The organism is Loktanella salsilacus (assembly GCF_900114485.1).
Classification (GTDB): Bacteria; Pseudomonadota; Alphaproteobacteria; order Rhodobacterales; family Rhodobacteraceae; genus Loktanella; species Loktanella salsilacus.
Genome location: NZ_FOTF01000007.1, coordinates 46,472 through 72,096 on the forward strand (window position 1 = coordinate 46,472; position 25,625 = coordinate 72,096).

General features: G+C 61.8%; 28 protein-coding genes and 1 other RNA gene. 16 read left to right on the forward strand and 13 right to left on the reverse strand.

Features of this window, described 5'->3' with window-relative positions; all coding sequences use genetic code 11:
* Positions 1–4: 4 nt before the first annotated feature.
* From BM131_RS07685 to BM131_RS07705, 5 genes are all read right to left on the reverse strand, one after another.
* The gene (locus BM131_RS07685) at positions 5–991 is read right to left on the reverse strand and encodes a DUF2927 domain-containing protein (RefSeq protein WP_245754174.1); all 987 of its coding nucleotides are present in this window, start codon (positions 989–991) and stop codon (positions 5–7) included.
* A gap of 3 nt (positions 992–994) precedes the next feature.
* Entirely contained in the window at positions 995–2,164 is a 1,170-nt protein-coding gene (locus BM131_RS07690) for a toxic anion resistance protein (RefSeq protein WP_090187912.1), read from the reverse strand.
* Positions 2,165–2,167: 3 nt separating this feature from the next.
* The gene (locus BM131_RS07695; protein ID WP_090187915.1) at positions 2,168–3,043 is read right to left on the reverse strand and encodes a 5-bromo-4-chloroindolyl phosphate hydrolysis family protein; all 876 of its coding nucleotides are present in this window, start codon (positions 3,041–3,043) and stop codon (positions 2,168–2,170) included.
* Positions 3,043–3,246 (reverse strand): hypothetical protein, encoded by a 204-nt coding sequence (locus BM131_RS07700; RefSeq protein ID WP_090187917.1) that lies wholly within the window; start codon positions 3,244–3,246, stop codon positions 3,043–3,045. The genes BM131_RS07695 and BM131_RS07700 overlap by 1 nt, the downstream gene beginning before the upstream one ends.
* Before the next feature lie 80 nt (positions 3,247–3,326).
* Positions 3,327–4,361, reverse strand: a complete 1,035-nt coding sequence (locus tag BM131_RS07705) for a pseudouridine synthase (RefSeq protein ID WP_090187920.1) — start codon at positions 4,359–4,361, stop codon at positions 3,327–3,329.
* A gap of 64 nt (positions 4,362–4,425) precedes the next feature.
* On the opposite strand from BM131_RS07705, the gene BM131_RS07710 reads away from it, so the two are divergent.
* Positions 4,426–4,872, forward strand: coding sequence for a nucleoside deaminase (locus tag BM131_RS07710; RefSeq protein ID WP_090187922.1), 447 nt, complete (start codon positions 4,426–4,428; stop codon positions 4,870–4,872).
* Between the two features lie 24 nt (positions 4,873–4,896).
* On the opposite strand, the gene BM131_RS07715 is transcribed toward BM131_RS07710, so the two are convergent.
* Both BM131_RS07715 and lysM read right to left on the reverse strand, forming a co-directional pair.
* Complete coding sequence (locus BM131_RS07715) at positions 4,897–5,580, reverse strand: metal-dependent hydrolase (RefSeq protein WP_090187925.1); 684 nt, start codon at positions 5,578–5,580, stop codon at positions 4,897–4,899.
* A 79-nt stretch (positions 5,581–5,659) separates the two neighbouring features.
* The gene (gene lysM / locus BM131_RS07720; RefSeq protein ID WP_090187927.1) at positions 5,660–6,100 is read right to left on the reverse strand and encodes a peptidoglycan-binding protein LysM; all 441 of its coding nucleotides are present in this window, start codon (positions 6,098–6,100) and stop codon (positions 5,660–5,662) included.
* Between the two features lie 182 nt (positions 6,101–6,282).
* Here lysM and gatC point away from each other — a divergent pair, with 182 nt between their 5' ends.
* The 6 genes from gatC (at position 6,283) to rpmG (ending at position 10,224) form a co-directional block, all read left to right on the forward strand.
* Complete coding sequence (gene gatC, locus BM131_RS07725; RefSeq protein ID WP_090187929.1) at positions 6,283–6,570, forward strand: Asp-tRNA(Asn)/Glu-tRNA(Gln) amidotransferase subunit GatC; 288 nt, start codon at positions 6,283–6,285, stop codon at positions 6,568–6,570.
* Entirely contained in the window at positions 6,570–8,051 is a 1,482-nt protein-coding gene (gene gatA / locus BM131_RS07730; protein ID WP_090187932.1) for an Asp-tRNA(Asn)/Glu-tRNA(Gln) amidotransferase subunit GatA, read from the forward strand. The genes gatC and gatA overlap by 1 nt, the downstream gene beginning before the upstream one ends.
* 36 nt (positions 8,052–8,087) lie before the next feature.
* On the forward strand, positions 8,088–8,795 hold the full coding sequence (locus tag BM131_RS07735) for a hypothetical protein (protein WP_090187935.1): 708 nt from the start codon (positions 8,088–8,090) through the stop codon (positions 8,793–8,795).
* Positions 8,796–8,854: 59 nt separating this feature from the next.
* Entirely contained in the window at positions 8,855–9,478 is a 624-nt protein-coding gene (locus tag BM131_RS07740; RefSeq protein ID WP_090187938.1) for an N-acetylmuramoyl-L-alanine amidase, read from the forward strand.
* A 12-nt stretch (positions 9,479–9,490) separates the two neighbouring features.
* Positions 9,491–9,907, forward strand: an RNA gene (rnpB, locus tag BM131_RS07745) — RNase P RNA component class A.
* A gap of 149 nt (positions 9,908–10,056) precedes the next feature.
* Positions 10,057–10,224, forward strand: coding sequence for a 50S ribosomal protein L33 (rpmG, locus tag BM131_RS07750; RefSeq protein ID WP_090187941.1), 168 nt, complete (start codon positions 10,057–10,059; stop codon positions 10,222–10,224).
* 60 nt (positions 10,225–10,284) lie between these two features.
* Here rpmG and BM131_RS07755 read toward each other — a convergent pair whose 3' ends face one another.
* The 3 genes from BM131_RS07755 to BM131_RS07765 all read right to left on the reverse strand — a co-directional run bounded on the left by BM131_RS07755 (position 10,285) and on the right by BM131_RS07765 (position 13,238).
* The gene (locus BM131_RS07755) at positions 10,285–11,178 is read right to left on the reverse strand and encodes a DMT family transporter (protein WP_245754175.1); all 894 of its coding nucleotides are present in this window, start codon (positions 11,176–11,178) and stop codon (positions 10,285–10,287) included.
* Between the two features lie 114 nt (positions 11,179–11,292).
* Positions 11,293–12,063, reverse strand: coding sequence for a Bax inhibitor-1/YccA family protein (locus tag BM131_RS07760; RefSeq protein ID WP_090187943.1), 771 nt, complete (start codon positions 12,061–12,063; stop codon positions 11,293–11,295).
* A 203-nt stretch (positions 12,064–12,266) separates the two neighbouring features.
* The gene (locus tag BM131_RS07765; RefSeq protein ID WP_090187946.1) at positions 12,267–13,238 is read right to left on the reverse strand and encodes an NADPH:quinone oxidoreductase family protein; all 972 of its coding nucleotides are present in this window, start codon (positions 13,236–13,238) and stop codon (positions 12,267–12,269) included.
* A 278-nt stretch (positions 13,239–13,516) separates the two neighbouring features.
* Between BM131_RS07765 and BM131_RS07770 the strand changes: the two genes are divergently transcribed.
* From BM131_RS07770 to BM131_RS07785, 4 genes are all read left to right on the forward strand, one after another.
* Positions 13,517–13,891 (forward strand): helix-turn-helix domain-containing protein, encoded by a 375-nt coding sequence (locus BM131_RS07770; protein ID WP_090187949.1) that lies wholly within the window; start codon positions 13,517–13,519, stop codon positions 13,889–13,891.
* A gap of 118 nt (positions 13,892–14,009) precedes the next feature.
* Complete coding sequence (locus BM131_RS07775; RefSeq protein ID WP_090187951.1) at positions 14,010–14,813, forward strand: inositol monophosphatase family protein; 804 nt, start codon at positions 14,010–14,012, stop codon at positions 14,811–14,813.
* Entirely contained in the window at positions 14,806–16,140 is a 1,335-nt protein-coding gene (locus BM131_RS07780; RefSeq protein WP_090187954.1) for an 8-oxoguanine deaminase, read from the forward strand. Before BM131_RS07775 ends, BM131_RS07780 begins: the two co-directional genes overlap by 8 nt.
* Positions 16,141–16,201: 61 nt before the next feature.
* Positions 16,202–16,744: a CAP domain-containing protein gene (locus BM131_RS07785; RefSeq protein ID WP_090187955.1), complete on the forward strand. Its 543-nt coding sequence runs from the start codon at positions 16,202–16,204 to the stop codon at positions 16,742–16,744.
* On the opposite strand, the gene guaD is transcribed toward BM131_RS07785, so the two are convergent.
* Entirely contained in the window at positions 16,741–18,030 is a 1,290-nt protein-coding gene (guaD, locus tag BM131_RS07790; RefSeq protein ID WP_090187958.1) for a guanine deaminase, read from the reverse strand. The two genes, BM131_RS07785 and guaD, sit on opposite strands and share 4 nt — an antisense overlap.
* A gap of 105 nt (positions 18,031–18,135) precedes the next feature.
* On the opposite strand from guaD, the gene mgtE reads away from it, so the two are divergent.
* The 5 genes from mgtE (at position 18,136) to BM131_RS07815 (ending at position 23,696) form a co-directional block, all read left to right on the forward strand.
* Positions 18,136–19,524, forward strand: coding sequence for a magnesium transporter (gene mgtE / locus BM131_RS07795; protein WP_090187961.1), 1,389 nt, complete (start codon positions 18,136–18,138; stop codon positions 19,522–19,524).
* The gene (locus BM131_RS07800) at positions 19,512–20,066 is read left to right on the forward strand and encodes a 5-formyltetrahydrofolate cyclo-ligase (RefSeq protein ID WP_245754176.1); all 555 of its coding nucleotides are present in this window, start codon (positions 19,512–19,514) and stop codon (positions 20,064–20,066) included. The genes mgtE and BM131_RS07800 overlap by 13 nt, the downstream gene beginning before the upstream one ends.
* 79 nt (positions 20,067–20,145) lie before the next feature.
* Positions 20,146–20,964 (forward strand): TIGR00282 family metallophosphoesterase, encoded by an 819-nt coding sequence (locus BM131_RS07805; RefSeq protein WP_090187963.1) that lies wholly within the window; start codon positions 20,146–20,148, stop codon positions 20,962–20,964.
* A 124-nt stretch (positions 20,965–21,088) separates the two neighbouring features.
* On the forward strand, positions 21,089–22,867 hold the full coding sequence (locus BM131_RS07810) for an SLC13 family permease (RefSeq protein WP_090187966.1): 1,779 nt from the start codon (positions 21,089–21,091) through the stop codon (positions 22,865–22,867).
* Positions 22,868–22,946: 79 nt separating this feature from the next.
* A complete protein-coding gene (locus BM131_RS07815) occupies positions 22,947–23,696 on the forward strand; it encodes a YebC/PmpR family DNA-binding transcriptional regulator (protein WP_090187969.1) in 750 nt (249 codons plus the stop codon).
* A gap of 54 nt (positions 23,697–23,750) precedes the next feature.
* Here BM131_RS07815 and choV read toward each other — a convergent pair whose 3' ends face one another.
* Both choV and choW read right to left on the reverse strand, forming a co-directional pair.
* Entirely contained in the window at positions 23,751–24,764 is a 1,014-nt protein-coding gene (gene choV / locus BM131_RS07820; protein ID WP_090187972.1) for a choline ABC transporter ATP-binding protein, read from the reverse strand.
* Positions 24,761–25,594: a choline ABC transporter permease subunit gene (gene choW / locus BM131_RS07825; protein WP_090187976.1), complete on the reverse strand. Its 834-nt coding sequence runs from the start codon at positions 25,592–25,594 to the stop codon at positions 24,761–24,763. Before choW ends, choV begins: the two co-directional genes overlap by 4 nt.
* Positions 25,595–25,625 lie beyond the last annotated feature (31 nt).

Sequence of the window (25,625 nt, forward strand, 5' to 3'; positions counted from 1 at the left end):
CTAATCAGCTGGCCTTGTCCGTGCCCAGCAGTTCCTTAGCGATGACCCGCGCAATCGGTGCCGCCTCTGCTGCGGACATGCCGGTTTTAAAGCGCTTGTCGTAAAGCATCTTAAGCAGCAGTTCGTCATGGCGGGTCAGCAGGCCGAATTCTTCGTCGTCGTTAAAGATCGAAGGCCGCGCCTGCGGGCTGTCGTTAGCAAGTCCAAGGCCCTGCGACAGTTCTTCGTGGATGCAAGATGTCGTCAACAGGGTCGGGTGTTCGGCGCGGATCACGGCGACGGCCTTGGCATAACTCGCAGAGCCGCCTTCGGAAAAGGCGATGACGATGCACAGCTGATCGCGGGGCAGGTTCATGATCGCCCGCAGGCTGCTGCCGCCGATACCGGGCACCAGTTCGCGTAGGCGCGTCTCATACCCGGCGCGGTCATCTTCGGACAAGAACAGCACGTGATAGTTGGCGTTATTATCGGTCATGCTGATCGGTACGCCTGATACCCGCGACAGCCGCGCGGCATAGGCCGCAACGCTGGCACGGTCCTTGCTGCGTCGATCCGCCGTGACCGAGGGGCCGAATTCCACCGACATGCGGATCGGCTGATCCCACCGCCGCAGGCGCGATTCCGTGGCCTGTGCGCGCAGGAAATCACCGTCCGTGACGTATTCGTCAAATAGGGCAATGCGGACAAAGTTTCGTGCCAGCATTGTGTCTGTGAACGGGGTGTCCGAGCCGCCGCCGTCGCTGCGCAGCAACCCTTGGGTAATCAGATCGTTCTGCAGGCGTTGGTAATATACCTTGAGCGCCGCGCTTTCGGCGCTGACGGGCGGCACCGTTTCCGGTGCGGGCGCTGGCTGCGGCGTGCGCACAATGGGGCGGGCGACCTGCTGAGGGATCACCGGCGTGACCGCGACATCCGCCGGGGTCGTGCAGGCGGACAGCGCAGCAAGCCCCGCTGCCATCATCCCAACACGCAATGCCGCCCGCTTTGTCATGTTTTAAGCGCCTTTTGCCGGAGTATTGCGCGATTTGGCCGAGGCCAGCGTGGTTTTCAAATCCTGCTCCATCTTTTGCAGGTCTGCCTCTGCCGCGGCGCGCTTGCGCTTGCCTTCGTCGGCGATGGACAGGCTTTCGTCGATCGTCGCGATCAGATCGGCGTTCGCGGCCTTCACGGCATCGATATCAAACACGCCGCGTTCGATTTCCGTGCGGATCGCGGTATTCGCATCGCGCAGGTTCTTGGCGTTGGCCTTCAGCAGGTCATTGGTCAGATCATTCGCCTCGCGCACCGCGCCCGCCGCTTGGGCCGACCGCTGGATCGTCACCGCCTGCGCCAGTTGCGTTTCCCACAAAGGCACCGTGTTCAGCAGGGTCGAGTTGATCTTGGTCACAAGGCTCTTGTCGTTTTCCTGCACCAACCGGATCGACGGCAGCGATTGCATCGTCACCTGACGGGTCAGTTTCAGATCATGCACCCGGCGTTCCAGATCGTCCCGCGCAGAGCGCAGATCGCGCAGTTGCTGCGCTTCCATGACGCTGCCCGCTTCTGGCACAGCGGCGACAGCTGCCTCTTTCGCGGGGATTTCTTCGGCGTCGATGCGGGCCAGACGCGCTTCGCCAGCGACGATATACAGGCCAAGCTCGTCATAGAACGCCAGCGTCTTGGTATACAGCCGGTCGAGGGATTCGATATCCTTCATCAGCATGGTTTCATGGCCCAGCAGATCGTCGGTGATCTTGTCGATCTGGGTTTGCACGTCCTCATACTTGGCGACGAATTTCGACAACGGCGTCGCACGGCCCAGCAGCTTGTCGAACCAGCTTTGCTTGCGGTTCGGGTCCAGTTCGGCCACGGAAAAGCCGCGGATTGTGCTGACGATGCTGCGCAGGCTTTCACCCGCCGGGCCCACGTCCTTATTGCGCACGCCCGATAGCATATCTTGGGAAATCTGCTGCAATCCGGCCTGCGCGGCAGTGCCAAAGGTCACGATAGAGTTCGTGTCCGTCAGATCAATCTCGTTCATGCGTCGGGTGATCGCCTCTGATGTGGATTTGTCGGCGGTATCCAGCGTGACCATTTCCGCAGGCGGTTCGGGCAGCACGACGGCCGTCATTTTCTCCACATCGGCAAGGGTTGCCTGTGCGCGGTCGCGAGTCGTGTCAGCCATCTATCAGTCCTGTCTGTCTGCGATGCCTTCGCGCGCCAGACGGTCGCGCAGCACCTTGATTTCGATATCCATATCACTGCGGTCGTCATCTAACAAACGCGCGGTGCGGGCATTAAAGTTCCGGTCCAGATCATCCAGCAGCGCGACATAGGCCTCGCGGGCCTGGGGACTGGGTTTGCGCCGGGTCAGATCGACGAACTTGGTCGTCGCATCCGTGGCACCCTGCAAATAGACGCCCAGAAACTTGCGGGCCGAGGTCATATCGCGCGGGTCTTCTTCGACCGTGCGAATCATGGTGAGGGCGGTGGACTGAAAAGCGGCGACGCGGGTCTGCAGCGGACGGTCGCCCAGCGCCGTGATCTGCGCCATCATGGCGGACAAATGCGCTTCTGCCTCTTCGACGACGCGGGCGACGCGGTCTTGTTGAAAGCTGTCGACGCCAGCCAAGCGTTTGTTTTGCAACGGATCAATGCCAAAGGCCGCCAGATGCGCGGCGGTGGCGACGATGCCATAGATGGCACTGCCAAGCAGCCCGTCGCTGCCCGTCGCCGTAGCAAGCGCGACGCCAAGACCTGTCAGCAGCGCGGCAAGGATCTTGCGCGGCAAGGCAGGGCGCCGCGCGACGCTGCGCGCTTGCCATGCCGCCGTCGCCCGTAAGCCGCCGCGCAGCAGCCAAGCGCCAAGGCCCAAGGCCGCAGCCCCCGCAATCCCTGTCGCCAGCCCGGCCGGATCGCTGCCAAGCGACGCAAAAAGCAAGATTGCCGGCGGCACCAGCATCAGGTTCGCCCGCGCGCCGACCGGATCAACCACTGGTCGCTGCTGCACATGACCAGCAGGCGTAGCGCCGGGGCTAAATTTACCGCCGTAAGATTTCGCCATCAGTCAGCCCCCAGCAATCCGGTGCTGACCCCGGTGGTCAGTGCGAATAAAAAGATAAAAGCGATCATGCGCACCGGGCCGGGCAGGCCCTGCGGTGTGCTGGCGTCCTCTTGCGTGGATGCCGTCCGCAGCGCTGCAATCCCCGCCATCGCGACGATGGCAAGGCCGCAAAGCAGCGTCAGGAACAGTATCAATCGGGCCATGGCGGAACACTCGCGCAGTCAGTTACAGCCGATAGGTAATCAGGCTCACCCCAATTTGCGAGGTATTTTCGCCACAAAGGTCAGTCCCGGCGTGGTCCACGCTTAGGCGAGGCCGATTTGCTTGGCCCTGATTTAGAAGGCCCCGACTTAGAAAGGCCGGCCTTTGGTGGTCCCGATTTAGAAGGACCAGCTTTTGAAGGACCAGCCTTTGAAAATCCAGCCTTTGATGGCCCGGATTTCACATCACCTGATTTCGCAGGTCCGCTGCGCGCCGCGCTGCCCTTTGCAGGACCGCCCTGACCGCCTTCACCGCGCGTCGCGCCTGCGCCGGGTTTCATCACGCGGGTCAAGGGCTTGCGGGCGCGCGGTTTTTGCGGCTCCGGCGACTCTAGCCCCAGTTGCTCGCGCAGCACGCGGCCTTTGACCTCTTCCACAGCGCCAGCTTCCAGCTTGCCCAGTTGGAATGGGCCATAGCTGACGCGGATCAGACGGTTCACGGTGGTATTCACCGCTTCCATCGCGCGGCGAATTTCACGGTTTTTGCCTTCGCGGATGCTGATCGTCAGCCAAGCGTTCGCGCCTTGCTGGCGGTCAAAGGTCACAAGCATCGGCTGATAATCAATGCCGTCCACGGTGATACCTTTGCGCAGCTCGTCCAAGCGCGCCTCTGACACCGATCCGTTGATCCGCACGCGGTAACGGCGCAGCCAGCCGGTGCTGGGCAGTTCCAGCCGCCGCTTGATGCCGCCGTCGTTGGTCAGCAGCAGCAACCCTTCGGAATTGATGTCGAGCCGTCCGACCGACATCACGCGGGGCATGTCTTCTGGCAGGTTGTCAAAGACCGTCGCGCGGTCCTTTTCATCCTTGGCGGACGTCACAAGGCCAGCAGGCTTGTGATACAGCCACAGGCGCGCGACCTCTGGCTGGCCAACAGGCTTGCCATCCACAACGATGCGGTCGCGGTCCGTGATGTTCAGCGCGGGGCTGGTGATGGTCTTGCCATTCACCGACACGCGGCCTTCGCTAATCATACGTTCCGCATCCCTGCGCGAGGCGATGCCGGCGCGGGACAAAACTTTGGCGATTCGGTCGCCCTCAGGGGGGGTATTGCTCATCCCTGACGCATAGCGCCTTTCGCGGGGGCTTGCCAGAGCGGGGCAGGGGCGGGCATGAGATGCCATGACATTTCGCAGCTACATGCAGATCGCTCTTGATGAAGCGCAGGCCGCCGCCGCCCGCGGCGAGGTGCCGGTCGGGGCCGTGATCGCCGGACCGGACGGTGTGCTGGCGCAGGCTGGCAACCGCACAAGGGAACTGTTTGATCCCACCGCCCATGCCGAAGTGCTGGCGATCCGCGCGGCTTGCGCGGCGCTGGGGCAGGAACGTCTGACGGGCTATGATCTTTATGTGTCGCTAGAGCCTTGCCCAATGTGCGCCGCCGCCATTTCCAACGCCCGTATCGCACGGCTGTATTACGGGGCCGCAGATCCGAAATCCGGCGGCGTGGCGCAGGGGCCGCGCATTTTTGCCCAGCCGCAGTGCCACCACGCGCCGCAAGTCTATGACGGTATCAACGCGACGGCGTCAGAGGCGTTGCTCAAAGATTTCTTTGCGCAGCGCCGCTGATGATTTTTCGGGGGGAATTCGGGGCTAGATGCTGATGATTTCCATCACCTCTGGCGTTTTAACGTCCACACCCGGCAGTCCGTCGATCAGCACTTGTGCATCTTGGGCCAGCGCAGGAAAGGTTTTATAGTGGCAGGGGATCACGGTTGAAAAATTGAAATACCGTTTCGCCGCATAGGCCGCGCGGGCCATGTCCATAGTGTAATGACCACCAGCACATAGGATGCCGATATCGGGTTTGTGCAAGTCGCCCATCCAGTCCATGTCGGCCATGATGTCCGTATCGCCGCTGACATAGATCGTGTGCCCTTCACCGGCGATCATAAAACCAGCCTCGTGCCCAGCATATCGAGGGCCGTCCTCAGTTTCGATCGAGGACGAATGCACCGCGTTCACCATTGTGACCTTGGCCCCGTTCAGATCGACCGTGCCACCTTTGTTAAAGCCAATTGCATCTTCGCCGCCCAGCAGCGCGCAGATTTCAGGGATGCCCACCAGAACAGCGCCGGTTTCTTTCAAGATCGCGGCGGCATTTGCCGTATGATCGCCGTGACCATGCGTCAGCAGAACATGGGTCGCGCCAGCGATGGCATCGGCCCGGTTGTCCGCGGGAAAGGATGGATTGCCGTCTAGCCAAGGGTCGATCAGCAGCACAGCGTTTTCGATCTCGATGCGAAAGCTGGCATGGCCAAGCCAGATGATATTCATAAGGGCACGCTCCAGAATTGAAAAAGGGGGCAGACCGGGATGGTCTGCCCCCCGTGTTCAGGGTTGTAGCGCGAAAGGCTTAGGCGTCCTGCGGAATCCGCAGCATCTGGCCCGGATAGATCTTGTCGGGGTGCGACAGCATCGGCTTGTTGGCCTCGAAAATCGCATGGTAAGCGCTGGCTTTACCCATGGTTTCCTGCGCGATGGCGGACAGGGTGTCGCCCTTTTTCACAGTGTAAAAGACGGGCTCTGCCGCGTCTTCGGCTTCGACTGCGTCTTCAACCGCAGCCACGCCGTCCACGTTGCCGACGGCTAGGATCAGCTTTTCTTTTGCTTCTTGCGTCAGGGCTTTGCCCTTGGACGTCACGGTGACTTTGTCGCCGTCAACCTTGATGTCCACGTCCTTGGCGTCGAGGCCCAGATCGGTGACTTCTTTGTTCAGCGCCTCAGCCGAGGGGCCCTCGTCGCCGTGGCCGGTCAGCTTCTTGCCGGCGTTCTTTACGAAGTTCCAAAGTCCCATGGTCGTATCCTCAGATCATTGCGCGGCCCATGCTGGGGCGCGTCCTGCGGGTAAACCTAGGGCGGCATTGTTCATGCGACAAGTTGTCATGTGACACCGCGTGGCGGCAAATGGTTGTGGCGGACGCGGGGGCGGGGTAAATGCGGGGCCAACACACCCTGCAACGATGTTTCGGAGTCCGCATGGCCATTGATACAGACACCGCCCGCCGCGTGGCGAAACTCGCCCGGATCAAGGTCGAGGACGCCGCCCTGCCAGCGCTGGCACAAGAATTCAGCGCGATTCTGGGCTTTATCGAACAGTTGAACGAAGTCGATGTCGACGGCATCGAGCCGATGACCAGCGTCACGCCGCAGCGCCTTTACCGCCGCGAAGACGTCGTCACCGACGGCAATCAGCAGGCCGCCGTGCTCGCCAATGCCCCCGATGCCCGTGAAGGGTTCTTTGCCGTGCCGAAGGTGGTGGAATAATGACCGATCTGACCAAACTGACCATCGCAGACGCCCGCGACGCCCTGCGCAAAGGTGACGTGACCAGCGCTGAGCTGACGCAGGCCTGCCTGACCGCTATCGACGCCGCTGATGCGCTGAACGCTTTCGTGCACAAGACGCCCGAAGTTGCAAAAAGCCAAGCCGAGGCCGCAGATGCCCGCCTAAAGGCAGGTGATACGCCTGATTTGTGCGGTATTCCGCTGGGTATCAAAGACCTGTTCTGCACCAAGGGCGTGCCAAGCCAAGCCGCCAGCGGCATTCTTGCGGGCTTCAAACCCGAATACGAATCCACCGTGACCAGCCAGCTGTTCGACGCAGGCGCGGTCATGCTGGGCAAGCTGAACATGGACGAATTCGCCATGGGCTCGTCGAACGAAACCTCGGTTTACGGCGACGCTGTAAACCCGTGGAAGGTCGACGATCGCAAACTGACACCGGGCGGCTCTTCGGGCGGTTCTGCCGCTGCTGTGGCAGCTGATCTGTGCCTAGGCGCGACCGGCACCGACACCGGCGGCTCCATCCGCCAGCCTGCCGCCTTTACGGGCATCACGGGCATCAAGCCGACCTATGGCCGCGTCAGCCGCTGGGGCGTTGTGGCCTTTGCGTCCTCGCTGGATCAAGCGGGTCCGATGACCAAGACTGTGCGCGATTCGGCGATTATGCTGCGCGCGATGTCCGGGTTCGATCCCAAAGACAGCACCAGCGCCAATATCCCTGTCCCTGATTTCGAAGCCGCCCTGACCGGCGACATTCGCGGCAAAGTCATCGGTATCCCCAAAGAATATCGCATGGACGGCATGCCCGCCGAGATCGCTAAGCTGTGGGAAGACGGCACCGCCATGTTGCGCGACGCTGGCGCTGACATCCGCGATATCAGCCTGCCGCACACCAAATACGCGCTGCCTGCTTACTATGTCATCGCCCCGGCAGAGGCATCGTCGAACCTGGCCCGCTATGACGGCGTCCGCTTTGGCCACCGCGCCAAGCTGGATAAAGGCGACGGCATCACCGAGATGTATGAAAAGACCCGCGCCGAAGGCTTTGGCGCAGAGGTGCAGCGCCGCGTCATGGTCGGCACCTATGTGCTGTCTGCGGGCTTTTACGACGCCTATTACAACCGCGCCCGCAAGGTGCGCGCGCTGATCAAGCGTGATTTCGATGAAGTCTTCGCCGCTGGCGTTGATGCCATCCTGACGCCCGCCACGCCTTCGGCCGCTTTTGGCCTTGGCGAAATGGCGGATGCGGACCCGATCAAGATGTATCTGAACGACGTCTTTACCGTGACCGTCAACCTTGCAGGTCTGCCCGGTATCGCCGTGCCGACAGGCACCGATGCCAGCGGTCTGCCGCTGGGTCTGCAACTGATCGGCCGCCCTTGGGAAGAGGGCGATCTGCTGAATGTTGCTTATTCACTGGAACGTGCGGCAGGTTTTGTCGCGAAACCGACCCACTGGTGGTAACATCAGTGCGATCTTTGATTTGAAAAGGCCTTTGCCGTGATCCGTTCCTTTGCATTCTTGGGTGTCGCTGCGACGCTTGCTGCCTGTGCCCCGCAGGTGCCCGATAGCGGGCGGGCTGTGGCGCAGGCGCAATCTGCAAGCCAGACCTCGACTTTTAACGCCCCCGCGCAGGTCGCGGCGACGCCGTTGTCCGGCGGTCTTGCCGATCCGTCCGCAGCGGTGAACCCGTCAGAGCTTGCCGCATTGGGCATTGGCAGCGGTGCACCGGTGGGGCTAGCGCAGGCACAAGCGCAGCAAGTCCCGCTAGAGGCGTCGCCACAGAACCCGCAGCCGGCGCTGGCCAGCAATCCCGGCCTGTCGGACGAGCAGTCGTTTACTGCCGTCTCTAGCCGCGAGACTATCGAAAGCGACGCAGAGCGCCGTGCCCAGCAGATCGCGCAACGCCAAGTCGTGATGCCAAGCGCCTTGCCGCAGCGGCCAAGCGATACGGGTCCGAACATCGTCGAATACGCGCTGAAGGCACCGAATCGCAAAGGGCAGGAATGGTATTCCCGCTCTATCTTTGCGGGGCAGGGCAAGTTCCAGCGCAACTGTGCGACCTATAATTCGCCCGATGCAGCGCAGCGCGATTTCTTGGCGCGGGGCGGTCCGGACAAAGACCCGCGCGGACTTGATCCTGACGGCGACGGCTTTGCCTGCGGCTGGGATCCGGCACCGTTTCTGCTGGCAGAGGGCGGAAACTGATCCTTACCGATCGTACATCGCCTAATCACGGGCCGCGGCGGGGCGGGCAACTGCCTGATATGGTGGTGATCCACTATACAGCGATGACCAGCGCCGCCGCGGCCTGCAATACGCTGTGTAATCCTGACACCGAAGTTTCGGCGCATTACCTGATCGCACAGGATGGTGCGGTGCACCGCCTTGTGCCCGAAGACATGCGTGCTTGGCATGCCGGGGCAGGGCGCTGGGGCGCGGTGACGGATGTGAACAGCAGGTCCATCGGGATCGAGCTGGCAAACCCCGGCAACTGCCCCTTTGCCGCGGCGCAGATGGATGCGCTGTGCGATTTGCTGGCGGGCATCACGGATCGCTGGGCGATCCGGCCTGCGCGGATCATCGGCCATTCCGACATGGCGCCGGGGCGCAAGATTGACCCCGGCGCGCGGTTCGACTGGCAGCGGTTGGTCAGGCTGGGCCTGTCGATCTGGCCTGCGCCGCATGGTGAAATTCCGGATACAACAGACTTCCGCCCCCTGATGCAGCGCTTTGGCTATACCGCTGATGCGCCAGATGACGTGCTGCTGTCCGCCTTTCGCCTGCGCTTTCGCCCCCGTGCCACGGGGCCGCTGTGCGCCGCTGACGTCGCGCTGATCGCTGATCTGGCCCATCGCTTTCCCGTTGACGATGGCACCGTCACCGCTTAGGCGATTTGTCGTGCGGATGGCTGGACGGTCGCGGGCAGCAATGTCCGAGGAAAGTCCGGACTCCATGACGGCAACGGTGCCGGGTAACACCCGGCGGGGGCAACCCCAGGGAAAGCGCCACAGAGAAGAGACGGCCTTGGTCGCACCATGCGTGCGGCATTGCAGACACCAAGGTCACGGTGAAACGGTGGGGTAAGAGCCCACCGCGCGACTGGCAACAGAAGCGGCACGGCAAGCCCCACCGGGAGCAATGCCAAATAGGGGCCTTGCGCCGGTGTGATCCAGCAATGGATATCCCGGTAGGGACGCCTGACCCAAAAGGCCCGGGTTGGCAGCTAGAGGGTCGTCGGTAACGGCGGCCTTAGATGAATGATCGTCCAACTGCCGCAAGGCGGGGGACAAAATCCGGCTTATAGGCCATCCGCACACCTGCCGCCTGCGCCAATCGGCGCCTGTGCGCGTTACCTGCCCCAAAAAGCCCCTTTTGTGGTTGACTCGGGGCCAGCGCCAGTTAGAAGGCAATCCTCAAGAGATTTGATGCGCAGCACGCATTCCGCGCCGCGAACAGGAGAAGACACATGGCGAAGCCAACCACCATCAAGATCCGCCTGAACTCCAGCGCGGGCACCGGGCACTTCTATGTCACCAAGAAGAACGCCCGTACCATGACCGAGAAAATGGTCTGCAAAAAGTACGACCCCGTTGTGCGCAAGCACGTCGAGTACAAGGAAGGCAAGATCAAGTAAGATCTGCCATTCATTGCTACGCTGGGCCTCGCATTTGCGGGGCCTTTTGCGTTTTTGGGTTTAGGTTTGCGCGGCAGCCTTTTTGCCGCGCCACATGATGAACAACCCTGACAGCACGATCAGCGCGGACCCGGCCCAAGTGGCTGTTGTCAGCCGTTCGCCGAACAGCAGGGTACCTATCCCGATGCCAAACAGCAGGCGGGTATATCGGAACGGCGTCACGGCGGACACGTCCCCGGTGCGCATCGCCTTCATCAGGCTGGCATAGGCGGCCACACCAGCCCCCACAGCGCCAAGCAGGGATAAAGCGGCGAGAAGGGTAGGGCGGATCACGCCTGCCCCCTCCCACAGCGTATACAGGGCCCCTGCGACGATGACGGCGCAGAACCCATATAGCCCAAGCCGCAGGGTGCCGATGCTGGCGGGTGCCGCGCGGCTGGCCAGATCGCGGCCCGCAAAGCCGAACATGCCGATGATCGCCAGCAACGATAGCGCGGAAAAGCTGTCAGTCCCCGGCTGGATGATGATGATCACCCCGATCAGCCCCACAATAATCGCCGTCCAGCGCCGCCAGCCGACGGTTTCGCCAAAGACAATCGCAGCCCCCGCCACGACCACCAGCGGCGTCGCTTGCAAAATGACCGTGGCGGCCGACAGGGGAATCATGGCGATGGCAAGGACATAGAACAGACGGCCTGTCACCTCGAACACCGCGCGGATTCGCATGGGGCGGGACAGGACGTCTGGCACGAACAGTGCCATGCCGTTCAAGCGCAGCAGCGCGGCAAAGACGCAAGCCCCGCCCAATCCGAACAGGATCAACACCTGCCCAATTGGCAGGGTCAGGGCAGCGGTTTTGATAAAGGCGTCCTCGACCGCGAAGAGGGCCATGGCAAGCACCATAAAGGCGCTGCCGATCAGGTCGGCTTTGCGGGCGATGGCCGTGTCGATCATGGTATGTGTCCCGCAGTTTTGTGTTCGCGGCACTGAACGCCGAACGCGGCGAGGCTGCAACGAAAAAGGGCCGGTCCCTGCGGACCGGCCCCTGATCGTGTTAGGCTGGTGCGATTACTCGCGGTTGCCGAACAGTTGCAACATGAACATGAACATGTTGATGAAATCGAGGTAGAGGTTCAGCGCGCCCATGATGGCGGACTTGCCCAGCCACTCTGCGTCGCCCTGCTGGGCGTGCGCGATGTAGTCAGTCTTGATCTTCTGGGTGTCATAAGCGGTCAGACCTGCAAAGATCAGCACACCAAGTGCAGAGATCGCAAGCTGCACGATGCCGGACCCAAGGAAGATGTTCACGATCGACGCCACGATCAGGCCGATAACGCCCATGATCAGGAAGCTGCCCCAGCCGCTGATGTCTTTCTTGGTCGTGTAGCCATACAGCGACAGACCGGCAAAGCCGACTGCGGTGAACAGGAACACCTGAATGATCGAGAAGCCGGTGTAGACCGCAAAGATCCACGACAGCGACAGACCCATCAACGCCGCAAAGGCGTAAAAGAACGTCTGCGCGCCAGCAACCGACAGCTTGTTAATCATCGCGCCCATGGCGAAAACCATGGCCAGCGGTGCGAACATGATCACCCACTTCAGCGGGCTAGTGTACAGCAGCACGCCCAGATCGGTCAGATAGGTATTCGCGCCAATCTGCGCGCCCGTTGGTACGGACGACAGCGCCAGACCGGAAATGGCCCAAGCAGCGGCAGCGGTGATCAGCATGCCGACGGACATGATGCCGTAGACTTTGTTCATGTGGGCACGAAGCCCCTCGTCGATTGCGGCGCCGCGGACGGTGCCCGCGGTCCTGATCGTTTGATATTCAGCCATCAAGACCTCCTGTTTAATGTCGTGCGCATTTTGTACTGCGCTCGGGTAACATATTGGCACAGCAGGCCCACGTTTCAAGACCTCATGCCCCATCGCGGCAGGTTGACACAGTGTGTTGCCAAGCAGTTCGGACAGCCACGTTGTGACGCGGTTCAAATGGCTTTGTATCAGCCTGTTTTAAAGGCCCCGATATGGGTCTGCGCCTAGGGCGTGATCACGACCTTGCCTGTGGATTTGCGGCTTGCGATCAGCTCTAGCCCCTCTGCCGCCCGATCTAGGGGCAGGGTGTCGCTGATATGCGGCTTCAGCCGGCCTTGGGTGAACATCTCCATCAGTTCTGCCAGACTGTCCGTCAGGGCGTCTGGCGCAAACTTTAGGTAGTTGCCCCAGTAGAACCCGATGACATCGATATTCTTGACCAGCAGGATATTGGCAGGAATCTGCGGGATGTCGCCGCTGGCAAAGCCGATGACGATCACGCGGGCCTCTGGGTTGCAGGATGATAGCGCCGCCTTGAACGCATCGCCGCCGACGGGGTCATAGACGACGTCGATGCCGCCAATCTGTTTGGCCAGCGCCTTGAGCGCGGCTTTCAAATCGCCAGCATCGGAATCGATCAGGTGATCCGCCCCGGCGGCCTGCGCGACGGCCAGCTTATCTGCGCCGCGCGCGACGGCGATGACGGTGGCCCCCAGCGCCTTGCCGATTTCAACCGCCGTCAGCCCCACGCCGCCCGCAGCGCCAAGGACAAGCAGGGTCTGCCCAGCCTGCAATCGCGCGCGGCGGGTCAGCGCCAAGTGCGATGTGCCATAGGCGACTTGAAACCCGGCAGCGATGTCGTCGGGCATCGCGTCTGGCACGGGGCGGCACAGATCAGCAGGAAACACGCCATATTCAGCCATCCCGCCTTGGCCGCCAAACACGGACACCCGCGTGCCTATCGCAGGCTGCGTTGTGCCGGGGCCGTGGCCTTCGACAATGCCGCAGACTTCCATGCCCAGGGTAAAGGGCGGGGCGGGCGTGTCCTGATACTTGCCTTTGGCCATCAGCATATCGGCAAAGTTCACCCCGCAGGCTTTGATGCGCAGCAAGACCTCTCCTTGCGCGGGCACGGGCTGCGGCACGTCAGTGATGCTGGGCGGGGCGTCAAAGCCCGTAACTTGGAATGCGCGCATGGGGCGGGACCTATTGATGAGTGCGGGGCGGCAATGGCGCAACCGAAACGCGTAAAAGTCAAGGGCGCATAGGAATAGTCTTACGCAAGGTAACTTATAGCCTTTTGGGTAGGTTCGAACCCCTGTGCCTGTCCTTAAGGTAAGCATGCCGCGTGCAACCGTTGCGTGTTCGCCGTGCGATCATTTAGGCAGGCAAACAGCAACGGCGAAAGAGATTTTAAGGTCGTTTTACAAGATTAAAAGTCGGGCACATGTCCGTTTGAACAGGATCAATTACGATGAAGCATGAAGTAGACGTCCACGTTGGTAAACGTATTCGCCACCGCCGGTGGATGAATGGCACAACGCAGCAACAACTGGCCGAAGCCGTCGGCATCAAGTTTCAGCAGATCCAAAAGTACGAGACGGGCATGAACCGTGTCAGTGCCTCTCGGTTGTGGGATATCGCGCATGTCTTGGGTGTGCCGGTGTCGTTTTTCTTTGATGGTTTGGACAGCGATACGCAGACGACGCCCAAAGCGGGCGATTTGCCGGGCGACATCATGACCGACAAAGAAGCGCTGGATCTGCTGCGGTCCTACTATGCGATTCCCGAAAATCAGCGCCGCCGCCTGTTCGATCTGGCCCGCGTCCTTAGCGAAGCTGCAGCGTAACCGCTAACGTCAGCCCGGTTGGGCGTTTTCAAAGGCGCATGCGTCAGATAGGCTAACCGGGTTGACGCCCGGTTGGCCTGCGTCATTCTAGATTTCTTAGTTACGGGAATGCCTTACCTTGGATGACGCACTCAAAGCCGACCTGATCCGTGTGGCCCATTTGATCGCTGACGCGGCCCGGCCTGAAACCATGCGCCTGTTTCGATCGGCAGAATTGCTGGCCGACAATAAGGCAGATGGCGGCTTTGACCCTGTCACCGCAGCCGACCGCGCGGCAGAGGTCGCAATGCGCGCCGTGATCGCGCGCGAACGCCCAAACGACGGTATTCTGGGTGAAGAGCTTGGCGTGCAAGGCGGCACCAGCGGGCTGACCTGGGTGCTGGACCCCATCGACGGCACGCGCGGGTATCTGTGCGGCACCCCGACCTGGGGCGTGCTTGTGTCGGTGGCTGACGCGACGGGGCCGCTGTTTGGCCTGATTGATCAGCCTTTTATTCAAGAACGCTTTGTCGGCGGCTTTGGCCAGTCCGAAGTGTGCGGCCCGCATGGCACGCATAAGTTGGCGACGCGCCCCAGCCGTCCGCTTAAGGATGCGATCATTCTGACCACCTTTCCAGAGGTCGGCACCACCGCCGAAGGCCGCGCCTTTCACGCGGTTGCCAGCCAGATGAAGCTGACGCGCTATGGCATGGATTGCTACGGCTATGCGCTGCTGGCGGCCGGTCAGGTCGATCTGGTGATCGAGGCGGGGCTAAAGCCCTATGACGTGCATGCCCCGATCTGCGTTATTCAGGCGGCAGGCGGTATCGTGTCGAATTGGCAAGGCGGCGCGGCGCACCACGGCGGCCAGATCATCGCCGCCGCGAACCGCGATATCCACACCGTTGCCCTGCAAATCCTGCAGGACGCGATGGATGGCTGAAACCCTTCTGCGCGGGGCCAAGGTTGTCGTCACGATGGACGATGCCGGGACAGAGCTAGCCTCTGCAGACGTCCTGATCCGGGACGGCGTGATTGCTGCGGTGGGGCAGGGGCTGACGACGACGGGCACGGTGCACAGCGCCGCAGGATGCGTCATCACCCCCGGCCTGATCAACACCCACCACCACCTTTATCAAACCCTGACCCGCGCTGTGCCCGGCGGGCAAGACGCCTTGCTGTTCGGCTGGCTGCGTACCCTCTATCCGATCTGGGCCAAGTTCGGACCAGAGGAAATGTTCATATCGGCCCAAGCGGGCTTGGTTGAACTTGCGCTGTCGGGCTGCACCCTGTCGTCGGATCATCTGTACCTTTATCCCAATGGCGCGCGGCTGGACGACACGATTGCGGCAGCAGCAGAGGTCGGCCTGCGCTTTCACCCCACACGCGGCGCGATGAGCATCGGGGAAAGCGACGGCGGCCTGCCGCCTGACGCTTTGGTCGAACGCGAAGACGCGATCCTGAACGACTGTATCCGCGTCATCGACGCCTTCCACGACCCGCGCCCCGGCGCGATGGTGCGCGTCGGCGTGGCACCCTGTTCGCCGTTTTCAGTCAGCACCGACCTGATGCGCAATGCCGCCCTGCTGGCGCGCGATAAAGGCGTGATGCTGCACACGCATTTGGCGGAAAATGACGAGGATGTCGCCTATTCGCTGGAACGCTTCGGCTGCCGCCCCGGCCAATATGCCGAGGACCTTGGTTGGACCGGCCCTGATGTCTGGCACGCGCATTGCGTTAAGCTGGACGCAGGCGAAATCGACCTTTTTGCCAGATCGGGCACAGGCGTAGCGCACTGCCCTTGTTCGAACTGCCGGCTTGGGTCCGGCATCGCGCCCGTGCGGGCCATGCGGGATGCGGGGGTGAATGTGGGCCTTGGCGTTGATGGATCAGCCAGCAACGACAGCGGTAACCTCATCGGCGAGGCGCGTCAGGCGATGTTGCTGCAACGCGTGCAAAACGGCGCCGATAAGATGAGCGCGCGCGAAGCATTGCGCCTTGCAACGCGCGGCGGGGCTGCTGTGCTGGGACGCGATGATCTGGGCCAGATCGCCACCGGAAAACGTGCTGATCTGGCGATCTGGGATGTGTCTGGCATTGAAAGCGCAGGCAGCTGGGACGCCGCTGCGCTTGTGCTGGCCGGCCCGACGCGCGTCCGCGATCTGTTCGTCGAAGGGCGGCAGGTTGTGGGCAATGGGCGGATGTTGACGGTGGATACCGCCGCCTTGACCCTGCGCCAGAACCGGCTGGCCCGCGCCTTGATGGATTGACAGTGGCGGACGGGGTCTGCCCCTATGCGGGTGACCTTTCCCTAGCCGCTGGTGCTTTGCCATGTCGATCCGTCTGTCCGCCGTTTCCGCGATTGCTGCGCTGGCTTTGTCCGCCTGTGTGCCCATTCCGATCCCGATGGTTGTCCCGCTCAGCGCCTCTGGCCAGCCAGTCACCAATCAGCCGGTGCTTGCGCTGGCAGCAACCCCGCCCAAATCCACTGCCGTTGATGCGGCATTGAACAAGGCACGCGCTGATACGGGCCGTGCGCCATTGGTGTCCAACAGCGGCCTTGACCGGGTTGCTGCGCAATATGCAGCCGATCTGGCGCAGGGCGACAAGCTGATGATGGGGTTGGATACCGGCGCGCGGGCGGGCGCGCGGATCAAGGCGGCGGGCGTGTCCGGCTGCACGTCAGGAGAAGTGATCTCTCAAGGCTACCCGACCGAGGGCGCAGCGCTGAGCGCGTGGCTGTCCAGCCCGAAGCAGGCCAAAATCTTGATGGACACGCGCTATGCCAACTATGGCTTTGGCCACGCGGCGGATCTGTCCGGGCGCGGGGCCGATGTTTGGGTGATCGTGCTGCTGATGCCCTGCGCGGCCTAAGCGCGGGCGCGCACGCCGCCGACCCAGACATCGCGCACAGCGCGGTCGTCGCCCATCATGATGGTGGGAAATAGCGCCTCCCAAATGTCAGTCGCCTGGGCTGCGCGTTGGGCGATGGCGGGGGTGGATGACAGGTCCAGCACGGTGATATCTGCAGCAGACCCGACGCCCAGATGACCGATCTGCCCGCCCATGTGCAGGCTGCGTGCAGATCCTTCTGTCGCCAGCCACATCAGCTGCGCCGGATGCAGCGGGGTGCCGCGCAACTGCCCAATCTCGTAGGCCGCAGCCATGGTGCGCAGCATCGAAAAGTTGGACCCGCCCCCGGTGTCCGTCGCAAGGCCGATGCGCAGCCCGCGTGCCGCAAGCCCCGCCATGTCGAACAGGCCAGAGCCGATAAAGGTGTTTGACGTCGGGCAGTGGACAACGGCGGCATCAACCTCGGCCAAGCGGTCGATTTCGCGCGGTTCCAGATGGATCGCGTGACCATACAGACCCTTTGGACCCAGCAGGCCAAATGCCTCGTAGGTGTCCAGATAGTCCCGCGATTGGGGGAACAGATCGCGGACCCACGCGATCTCTGGCAGTTGTTCCGACAGATGCGTCTGCATCAGCACTTCGGGTCGTTCAGCCCAAAGCGCACCCAGCGCCGCCAGCTGATCAGGGGTAGAGGTCGGGGAAAAGCGCGGGGTGATCGCATAGGTCGCGCGGCCCTTGCCGTGCCAGCGGTCCAGCAAGGCTTTGCTGTCGTCATAGGCGCTTTGCACCGTGTCGCGCAGCCCACCCGGCGCGTTGCGGTCCATGCAGGTCTTGCCGCCGACAACGGCCATGCCGCGGGCGGCGGCCCCTTCAAACCAGGCATCCACGCTGCCGGGGTGGATCGTGCAAAAACTGGTCAGCGTCGTCGTGCCATGGGCCAGCGCCAGATCAAGCGTCGTATCCGCCACCTGCCGCGCGTAATCCGTATCCGCCAGACGCATTTCTTGAGGAAAGGTGTAGGTGTTCAGCCAGTCGATCAGCTGCTTGCCCCAGCTGGCGATGATCGGCGTCTGGGGGTAATGCATATGCGCATCGACAAAGCCCGCACTGATCAGCGCATCGCCGTAATCGGTCACGGCAGCATCAGGGTGTGCCGCGCGCAACGCAGCCCCGCTGCCCGTCGCCACGATCAAGCCCGCATCAATAACAACGCCGCCAGCGCTGTCGTGGCGCGTCGCGCCTTGCCAATCCGCAAGGGCGTCGCCGTCAAACCCTAGGGTCTGTCCTAAAAGAAGTTGTTTTGTCATATCCCCATCCTAAAGCGCGGCGTGGGGGGCTACAATCGGCTGTATCACTGTTGTGGCGCGGCCCAGCTTGTCTATGTTGCGGGGCAAGCCATCAAGGGGACCGCTATGACCGAATCTGACACGCTCCCCGACCTTGAGGACGACGACGAAGAAGCCTTTGGTATTAACGACCGCGTTGTCGCGGATGTGCTGGACGCGATCGAGGCGCGCAATGTCGAAGACATCGACGCGCTGCTTGAACCGCTTCACCCCGCCGACATCGCCCACCTGATCGAGCTGATCGACAGCCGCCAGCGCCGCGAATTGCTGACCTTGTGGAAGGGCGGGATGGACGGCGATATCCTGTCCGAACTGGACGAGCGGATCCGCGAAGAGATTATCTCGGCGTTTTCCCCGACCGAACTGGCCGACGCCGTGCGCGATCTGGACAGCGACGATGTCGTGGACCTTGTCGAATATCTGGACGAAGAGCAGCAAGAGGCGGTGCTGGACGCGCTGGAACCCGGCGACCGTGTCGCGGTGGAACAATCGCTGTCCTATCCCGAGGAATCCGCTGGTCGCCACATGCAGGTGGAACTGGTGCGCGCGCCCGATCACTGGACCGTTGGGGACGCCATCGACTTTCTGCGATCCGACGTGTCGCTGCCCGATCAGTTCTATCACATCATCCTTGTCGATCCCCGGCTCAAGGCCACGGGTTATGTCACGCTGGGCCGCGTCCTAAGCCATCCGCGCGCCACGCGGCTGCAAGACATCATGGAAGATACCTTTCGCACCTTTCACGTCGAACAAGACGTGGAAGAGGTCGCGCAGGCCATCAACCACTATCACATGATCACCGCCCCTGTGGTGGACGACGACGACCGCATCGTGGGTGTCATCACCATCGACGACGCCATGGCCTTTCTAGAAGAAGAGGCGGAGGAAGACCTTTTGCGTCTGGCCGGTGTGGGCGAAGGCAGCCTGTCCGACCGCGTGATCGAGACGACAAAGCAGCGTGCGCCTTGGCTGGCGGTGAACCTGTTCACCGCGATCCTTGCGTCCATGGTGATTTCCCTGTTCGAAGGCACCCTGCAATCGCTGGTGTCGCTGGCCGTGCTGATGCCCATCGTGGCCTCAATGGGCGGTAACGCGGGCACGCAATCGCTGACCGTCGCCGTGCGCGCACTGGCAACGCGCGATTTGACTGGTGCGAACGTCTGGCGCGTCATCCGCCGAGAGGTGCTGGTAGGTTTGATCAACGGCATCCTGTTTGCGGTTGTGATGGGGATCGTCGGCATCGTCTGGTTCGGCTCGCCCATGCTGGGTGCGGTGATCGGCTGCGCGATGGTGATCAACCTTGTCGTGGCGGGTCTTGCAGGCACCGGCGTGCCGATTGTGCTGGAACGTATGGGCGTCGACCCGGCGCTGGCCTCTGGCGCTTTTGTGACGACGGTGACGGATATTGTCGGCTTCTTTGCCTTCCTCGGGCTGGCCGCCGTATGGCTGCTGTGATGCTGGACAAGGCTGCCGCGCGGCAGGCGGCGCTTGCCCGCCGCGCAGTTGCCCATGCGCAGGGCGGCGCGCAGGCGGGGTATCTGTCAGAGGTGCTGGCCGGCTACCGCGGCGCGCCGCTTGCGGGTTATCTGCCAATGCGCACGGAAATCGACCCGCTGCCTGCCATGGCAGAGGCGGCGGCGCATGGCGTCGTCGGCGTGCCAGTCATCACGGCCAAGGACCAGCCGCTGCAATTTCGCACGTGGACCCCTGAGTGTGCGACGGTGCCCGGCACCTTTGGCGCACCCGTCCCAAAGGCGGGCGATTGGATGGTGCCGCAGATCCTGATCGTGCCGCTGGTTGCCTTTGATCTGCGCGGCGGGCGGCTGGGCTATGGCGGCGGCTTTTATGATCGCACCTTGCAGGCGCTGCGCGCGCAGGGGCCTGTTCTGGCGATTGGATTCGCCTTTGCGGCGCAACAAACGGACGACCTGCCGCTAGAGCCGACGGATCAACCGCTGGACATGATCGTGACAGAAGCGGGCGTTCTGACCGTCTGAAAAGGCCGATTTTTCGTCGAAAAACCGGAAGATAAAAAATCTTCTAGAAGATTTTGCCCTCAGCCCCTAACAGGGGGCCATGAAAATCATGTTTTTGGGCGACGTCATGGGACGCGCCGGCCGTAGCGCCATTACCGATCACTTGCCGCGACTGCGCAAGGATTGGAAACTCGATTTCGTCGTGGTCAACGGCGAGAATGCGACCAATGGCGCGGGCCTGTCGCCCGATCACGCCAAGGCAATCCTTGATGCGGGGGCGGACGTTGTAACACTGGGTGATCACGCCTTCGATCAAAAGGACATGCTGTCCTTTATCGACAAAGAGCCGCGTATCATTCGCCCGCTGAACTTTTCCAAAGCATCCCCCGGTGCGGGCGCGCGGGTGTTTTCCGACGCGCGCGGGCGCAAGGTGCTGGTCGTGCAGGCGCTGGGCCAAGTGTTTATGAAACGACCCTTTGACGATCCGTTCTCGGCGCTAGATGCGGTGCTGAAGCAGTATCCGATGGGCGGGCAGGTGCAGGCCACGCTGGTTGATATCCACTGCGAGGCGACGTCCGAAAAGATGGCCGTCGGCCACTATTGCGATGGCCGCGCCAGCATCGTTGTCGGCACCCATACCCACGTACCCACGGCCGACGCGATGGTGCTGCCGGGCGGGACGGCGTTTCAGTCCGACGCTGGCATGTGCGGCGACTATAACTCTGTCATCGGCATGGAAAAGACAGAGCCGCTGCGCCGCTTTATCACCGGCATGCCCAAGGCCCGCTTTACCCCTGCCGAAGGCGAGGCGACGCTGTCCGGCCTTTACGTCGAAACCGACGATGCCACGGGCAAGGCCAAGACCTGCATGATGGTCCGCCAAGGCGGTGCACTGTCGCAATCCGGGCCCGCTGTCTGACCCAGCGATCGGTCCCAAAGGCGTCATCTGACCTTGCGCAACACGCCGCGCCCCGCGCTGATGGACATTGCGCAGGGCGGGGCAAAAGGCGACAATGGGTGGATCAATTCATCGAAAGCCAATCATGATTCACTTCGCCTTTCTGGACCAACATCAGGCCATTGTGACCCTTGCGGTCCTTGCTGCGATGTTCACTCTGTTCATGCGCGAAACCTTCCCGACCGAAGTTGTGGCGATGATCGGTGCAGCGTTTTTGCTGTTCACAGGCATTCTGCCCTATGACGAAGCGGTCAAGGTGCTGTCGAACGCGGCCCCTTGGACCATCGCGATGATGTTTATCATCATGGGCGCGCTCGTGCGCACCGGGGCGCTGGACTACGTCACGCAAATGGCCGAACGCGCGGCGAAACGGAACCCGCGTCAGGCCATCGGCGGCGTGATGGGCTTCGTGGTATCTGCCTCTGCCTTTGTGAATAACACACCTGTCGTCGTGGTGATGCTGCCGGTCTTTGTGCAGATGGCGCGGACACTGAAAGTGTCGGCGTCGAAGCTGCTTATTCCGCTGTCCTATGGCTCGATTGTTGGTGGTACGCTGACGCTGATCGGCACATCGACGAACCTTGTCGTCGACGGTGTGGCCCGCCAGTCCGGGATGGAGCCTTTTGGCATTTTCGAAGTGACCCCCATTGGCCTCGTGATCGCGGTCTGGACCATGGGCTATCTGATCTTGTTCGGTAATCGCTTGCTGCCGGACCGTACCAGCATGGCGACCATGCTGTCGGATCGGTCCAAAATGCGCTTTTTCGCAGAGGCGGTTATCCCCCCCGATAGCAACCTGGTCAGCCGCGAAGTCCTTAGCGTTCAGCTATTCAAGCGTGAAGGTGTGCGCCTGATTGACGTGATCCGCGGCGATGCATCCCTGCGCCGCGATCTGGAAAACGTGAAGCTAGAGGTCGGCGACCGCATCGTCCTGCGCACCGCGATGACAGAGCTGTTGTCGCTGCAGGCCACCAAGGAATTGCGCCGGGTCGATCAGGTGTCGGCGGTGGAAACATCCACGGTCGAGGTGCTGATTTCGCCTGAATGCCGCATGGTTGGCCGCACTTTGGGTGCGCTGCGCCTGCGTCGCCGTTACGGCGTCTATACGCTGGCCGTCCATCGCCGCGACCGCAATATCGGGCGTCAGTTGGACGAGCTGGTCGTCAAGGTTGGCGACACCCTGCTGCTGGAAGGCGCACCAGAGGATATCCAGCGCCTTGCGGCGGATATGAACCTTGCCGATGTGTCCAAGCCGTCGGCCCGTGCCTATCGCCGCAGCCATGCGCCGATTGCCATCGGCGTGATGCTGGCTGTCGTGGTGCTGGCTGCGTTCAACGTTGCGCCGATCTTGCAGCTATCGTTCCTTGGCGCGGTCATCGTGCTGGTCACGGGCTGCATTGACGCAGACGAGGCGTTCGAGTCGATCGACGGCCATCTGCTTTCACTTATCTTTGCCATGCTCGCCGTTGGTGCCGCGCTTGAAGCCTCTGGCGCGGTCGAGATTATCGCCGGATCGCTGGCACCTTATATGACCGTGTTGCCACCCTTTGTGGTCGTTTTTGCGATCTATGCGCTGTCGATGGTCTTGACGGAATTGGTGTCCAACAACGCCGTGGCTGTCGTCATGACGCCCATCGCCATCGGCCTTGCTGCTGCGCTGGACGTGGATGCGCGCCCCTTGGTCATTGCTGTGATGATGGCGGCCTCTGCCAGTTTTTCGACGCCCATCGGGTATCAGACCAACACGCTGGTGTACGGCCCGGGCGGATACAAGTTCAGCGACTTTCTGCGGATCGGCGTGCCGCTGAACCTGTCGCTGGCGGTCATCTGCTCTGCCGCGATTCCGTGGCTTTACCCACTGTAAGGCGCAGGCTTGCGGGGGCAGGGTCCTCTGCGCTATAGCGAGCCGCAATCACCGACAGACCAAAAAGAGGGTTCACGCCATGGCCGGGCATTCCAAATGGGCGAACATCCAGCACCGCAAGGGGCGTCAGGACAAACTGCGCGCTAAGCTGTTCTCCAAGATGAGCAAGGAAATCACCGTCGCTGCCAAGATGGGCGACCCCGATCCCGACAAAAACCCGCGCCTGCGGCTTGCGGTGAAAGAGGCCAAGCAGTCCTCTGTCCCCAAGGAAGTGATCGAGCGCGCGATTACCAAAGCCGTCGGCGGCGACGCTGAAAGCTATGACGAGATCCGGTATGAAGGCTACGGCCCGAACGGCGTCGCTGTCATCGTCGAGGCGATGACCGACAACCGCAACCGTACCGCGTCCTCCGTCCGCTCTACCTTTACCAAGAACGGTGGCAATCTGGGCGAGACGGGCAGCGTTGGCTTTATGTTCGACCGCAAGGGGCAGATCGTCTACCCCGCGTCTGTTGGCGATGAAGACACCGTCATGATGGCCGCGATTGAGGCGGGCGCAGAGGATGTGCAGTCGGACGAGGACAACCACGTCGTCTATTGCGCGCCGACCGACCTGAACGAGGTTTCCACCGCGCTGGAAGCGGCGCTGGGCGAATCTGAAAGCACCAAGCTGATCTGGCTGCCGAACATGCAGACAGAGATGGATCTTGAGGGTCTGACCAAGCTGATGCGTCTGGTCGAAACGCTGGAAGACGACGATGACGTCCAGTCTGTGACCACCAACGTTGAAGCCAGCGACGAAGTCATGGCCGCCTACGCGAACAGCTAATTTTTATGCGCACATCGCCCGGACCTTGGTTGCACCATGGTCCGAGCTTTTTTGTCAGCCGCGCTGTGCGAGCCGTGTCAGCAAGGACGATGGTGTGATCTGGCCAAGCGATTGGCCGTTTTCCATAACGTCCAGCGCCGCGCCGGATTGCACCTTGTCGATGATGTCTTTCACCGGTGTCTCTGCCGCGACTTGGTCGCCGCCTGACACCCCGTCAATCATCACGTCACGCGCAGTCAGAACCCCAAGCGGGTTCATATGGGCCACGAATTCAGCGACATAGCCATTGGCGGGATTTGTGAAAATCTCGCGCGGGGTGCCGACCTGCACAATGCGCCCGCCTTCCATGATCGCGATGCGATTGCCGATCTTAAACGCTTCGTCCAGATCATGGCTGACAAAGATAATCGTGCGGCCACGCTGCTTTTGCAGGTCCAGCAACTCGTCTTGCAGGCGGGTGCGGATCAGCGGATCGAGCGCACTAAACGGCTCGTCCATCAATAGGATCGCAGCGTCCGTGGCAAAGGCGCGGGCAAGGCCGACACGCTGTTGCATGCCGCCTGACAGTTCCTCCACCAGCGCATCGCCGCGATCGGCCAGACCGACAAGCTTCAGCTCTTCATTCACCCGCGCCCGGCGCTGCGCTGCGGTTTGGCCGCCCAGTTCCAGCCCAAGCCCCACGTTGTCGCGCACAGTGCGCCATGGCAGCAGGCCAAACTGTTGGAACACCATCGCGATATCATGCAGGCGCAGATCGCGCAGGGTCTTGGCGTCGGCGCTGGTGACCGACCGCATGCCGTGCCGCGTTTTCACGCGCACATCGCCGCGCACGACAGGGTTCAACCCGTTGACCGCACGCAGTAGCGTCGATTTTCCAGACCCGGACAGGCCCATCAGCACAAGGATCTCTCCATCCTCGACGTTCAGCGAACAATTATGGACGCCAAGCACCTGATCGCAGGCTTTGCGAATCTCGGGCCGGGTCATGCCTTGATCCATCAGGGGCAGGGCGACCTCTGGCGTGTCGCCAAACACGATAGAGACGTTGTCGAATTCTACAGCACTCATTTTTTACGCACCCGCAAAGTTCGATCTAGCATGATGGCAACGATCACAATGACGAAGCCGGATTCAAATCCAAGGGCGGTATTGACCGTGTTCAACGCCCGCACAACCGGCACACCAAGGCCATTCGCGCCGACCAAACCTGCGATGACGACCATCGACAGGGACAGCATGATCGCTTGGTTCAGGCCCGCCATGATCTGCGGCAGGGCAGAGGGCAGTTCGACCTTCCACAGCAATTGCCGTTTGGTCGCGCCAAAGGCCTGCGCGGCCTCGACCAGCGCGGTCGGGGTGGACGAGATGCCAAGGTAGGTCAGCCGAATCGGCGCAGGCAGCACAAAGATCACCGTGGCAATCAGGCCTGGCACGATGCCAATGCCGAACAGCACGACAGTGGGGATCAGGTAAACAAAGGTCGGCAGGGTCTGCATCAGGTCCAGCACCGGCACGATGGCGCGGTAAAAACGCGGGTTATGCGCCCCCGCGATCCCAATCGGGACACCGATCCCCATGCAGGCCGTGCAGGCCATAATCACAAGGGTCAAAGACTGTATCGTCTCTTCCCAGTAGCCTTGGTTCAGGATGAACAAAAAGCCCAGCAGCACCAGCAGCGGCGTCTGCCAGCGGCGTTGAATGCCCCAGGCAATCGCGACGAAGATGGCGACCATGGCCAGCGGGGGCACAACCAGCAGGCCATCGACGATGCCTTCAAAGCCGTCTTTCAGGCCGTCGGCAAAGGTATCGATCACCCCGCCAAAGGTTGCATTGATCCAGTCAAAGATCTCGCGCGCCCACAGGCCCACAGGAATTTTCGTATCAGTCAGCCAGTTCATCGGGTGCCTTCAATTAGGATGGCGCGGGCCG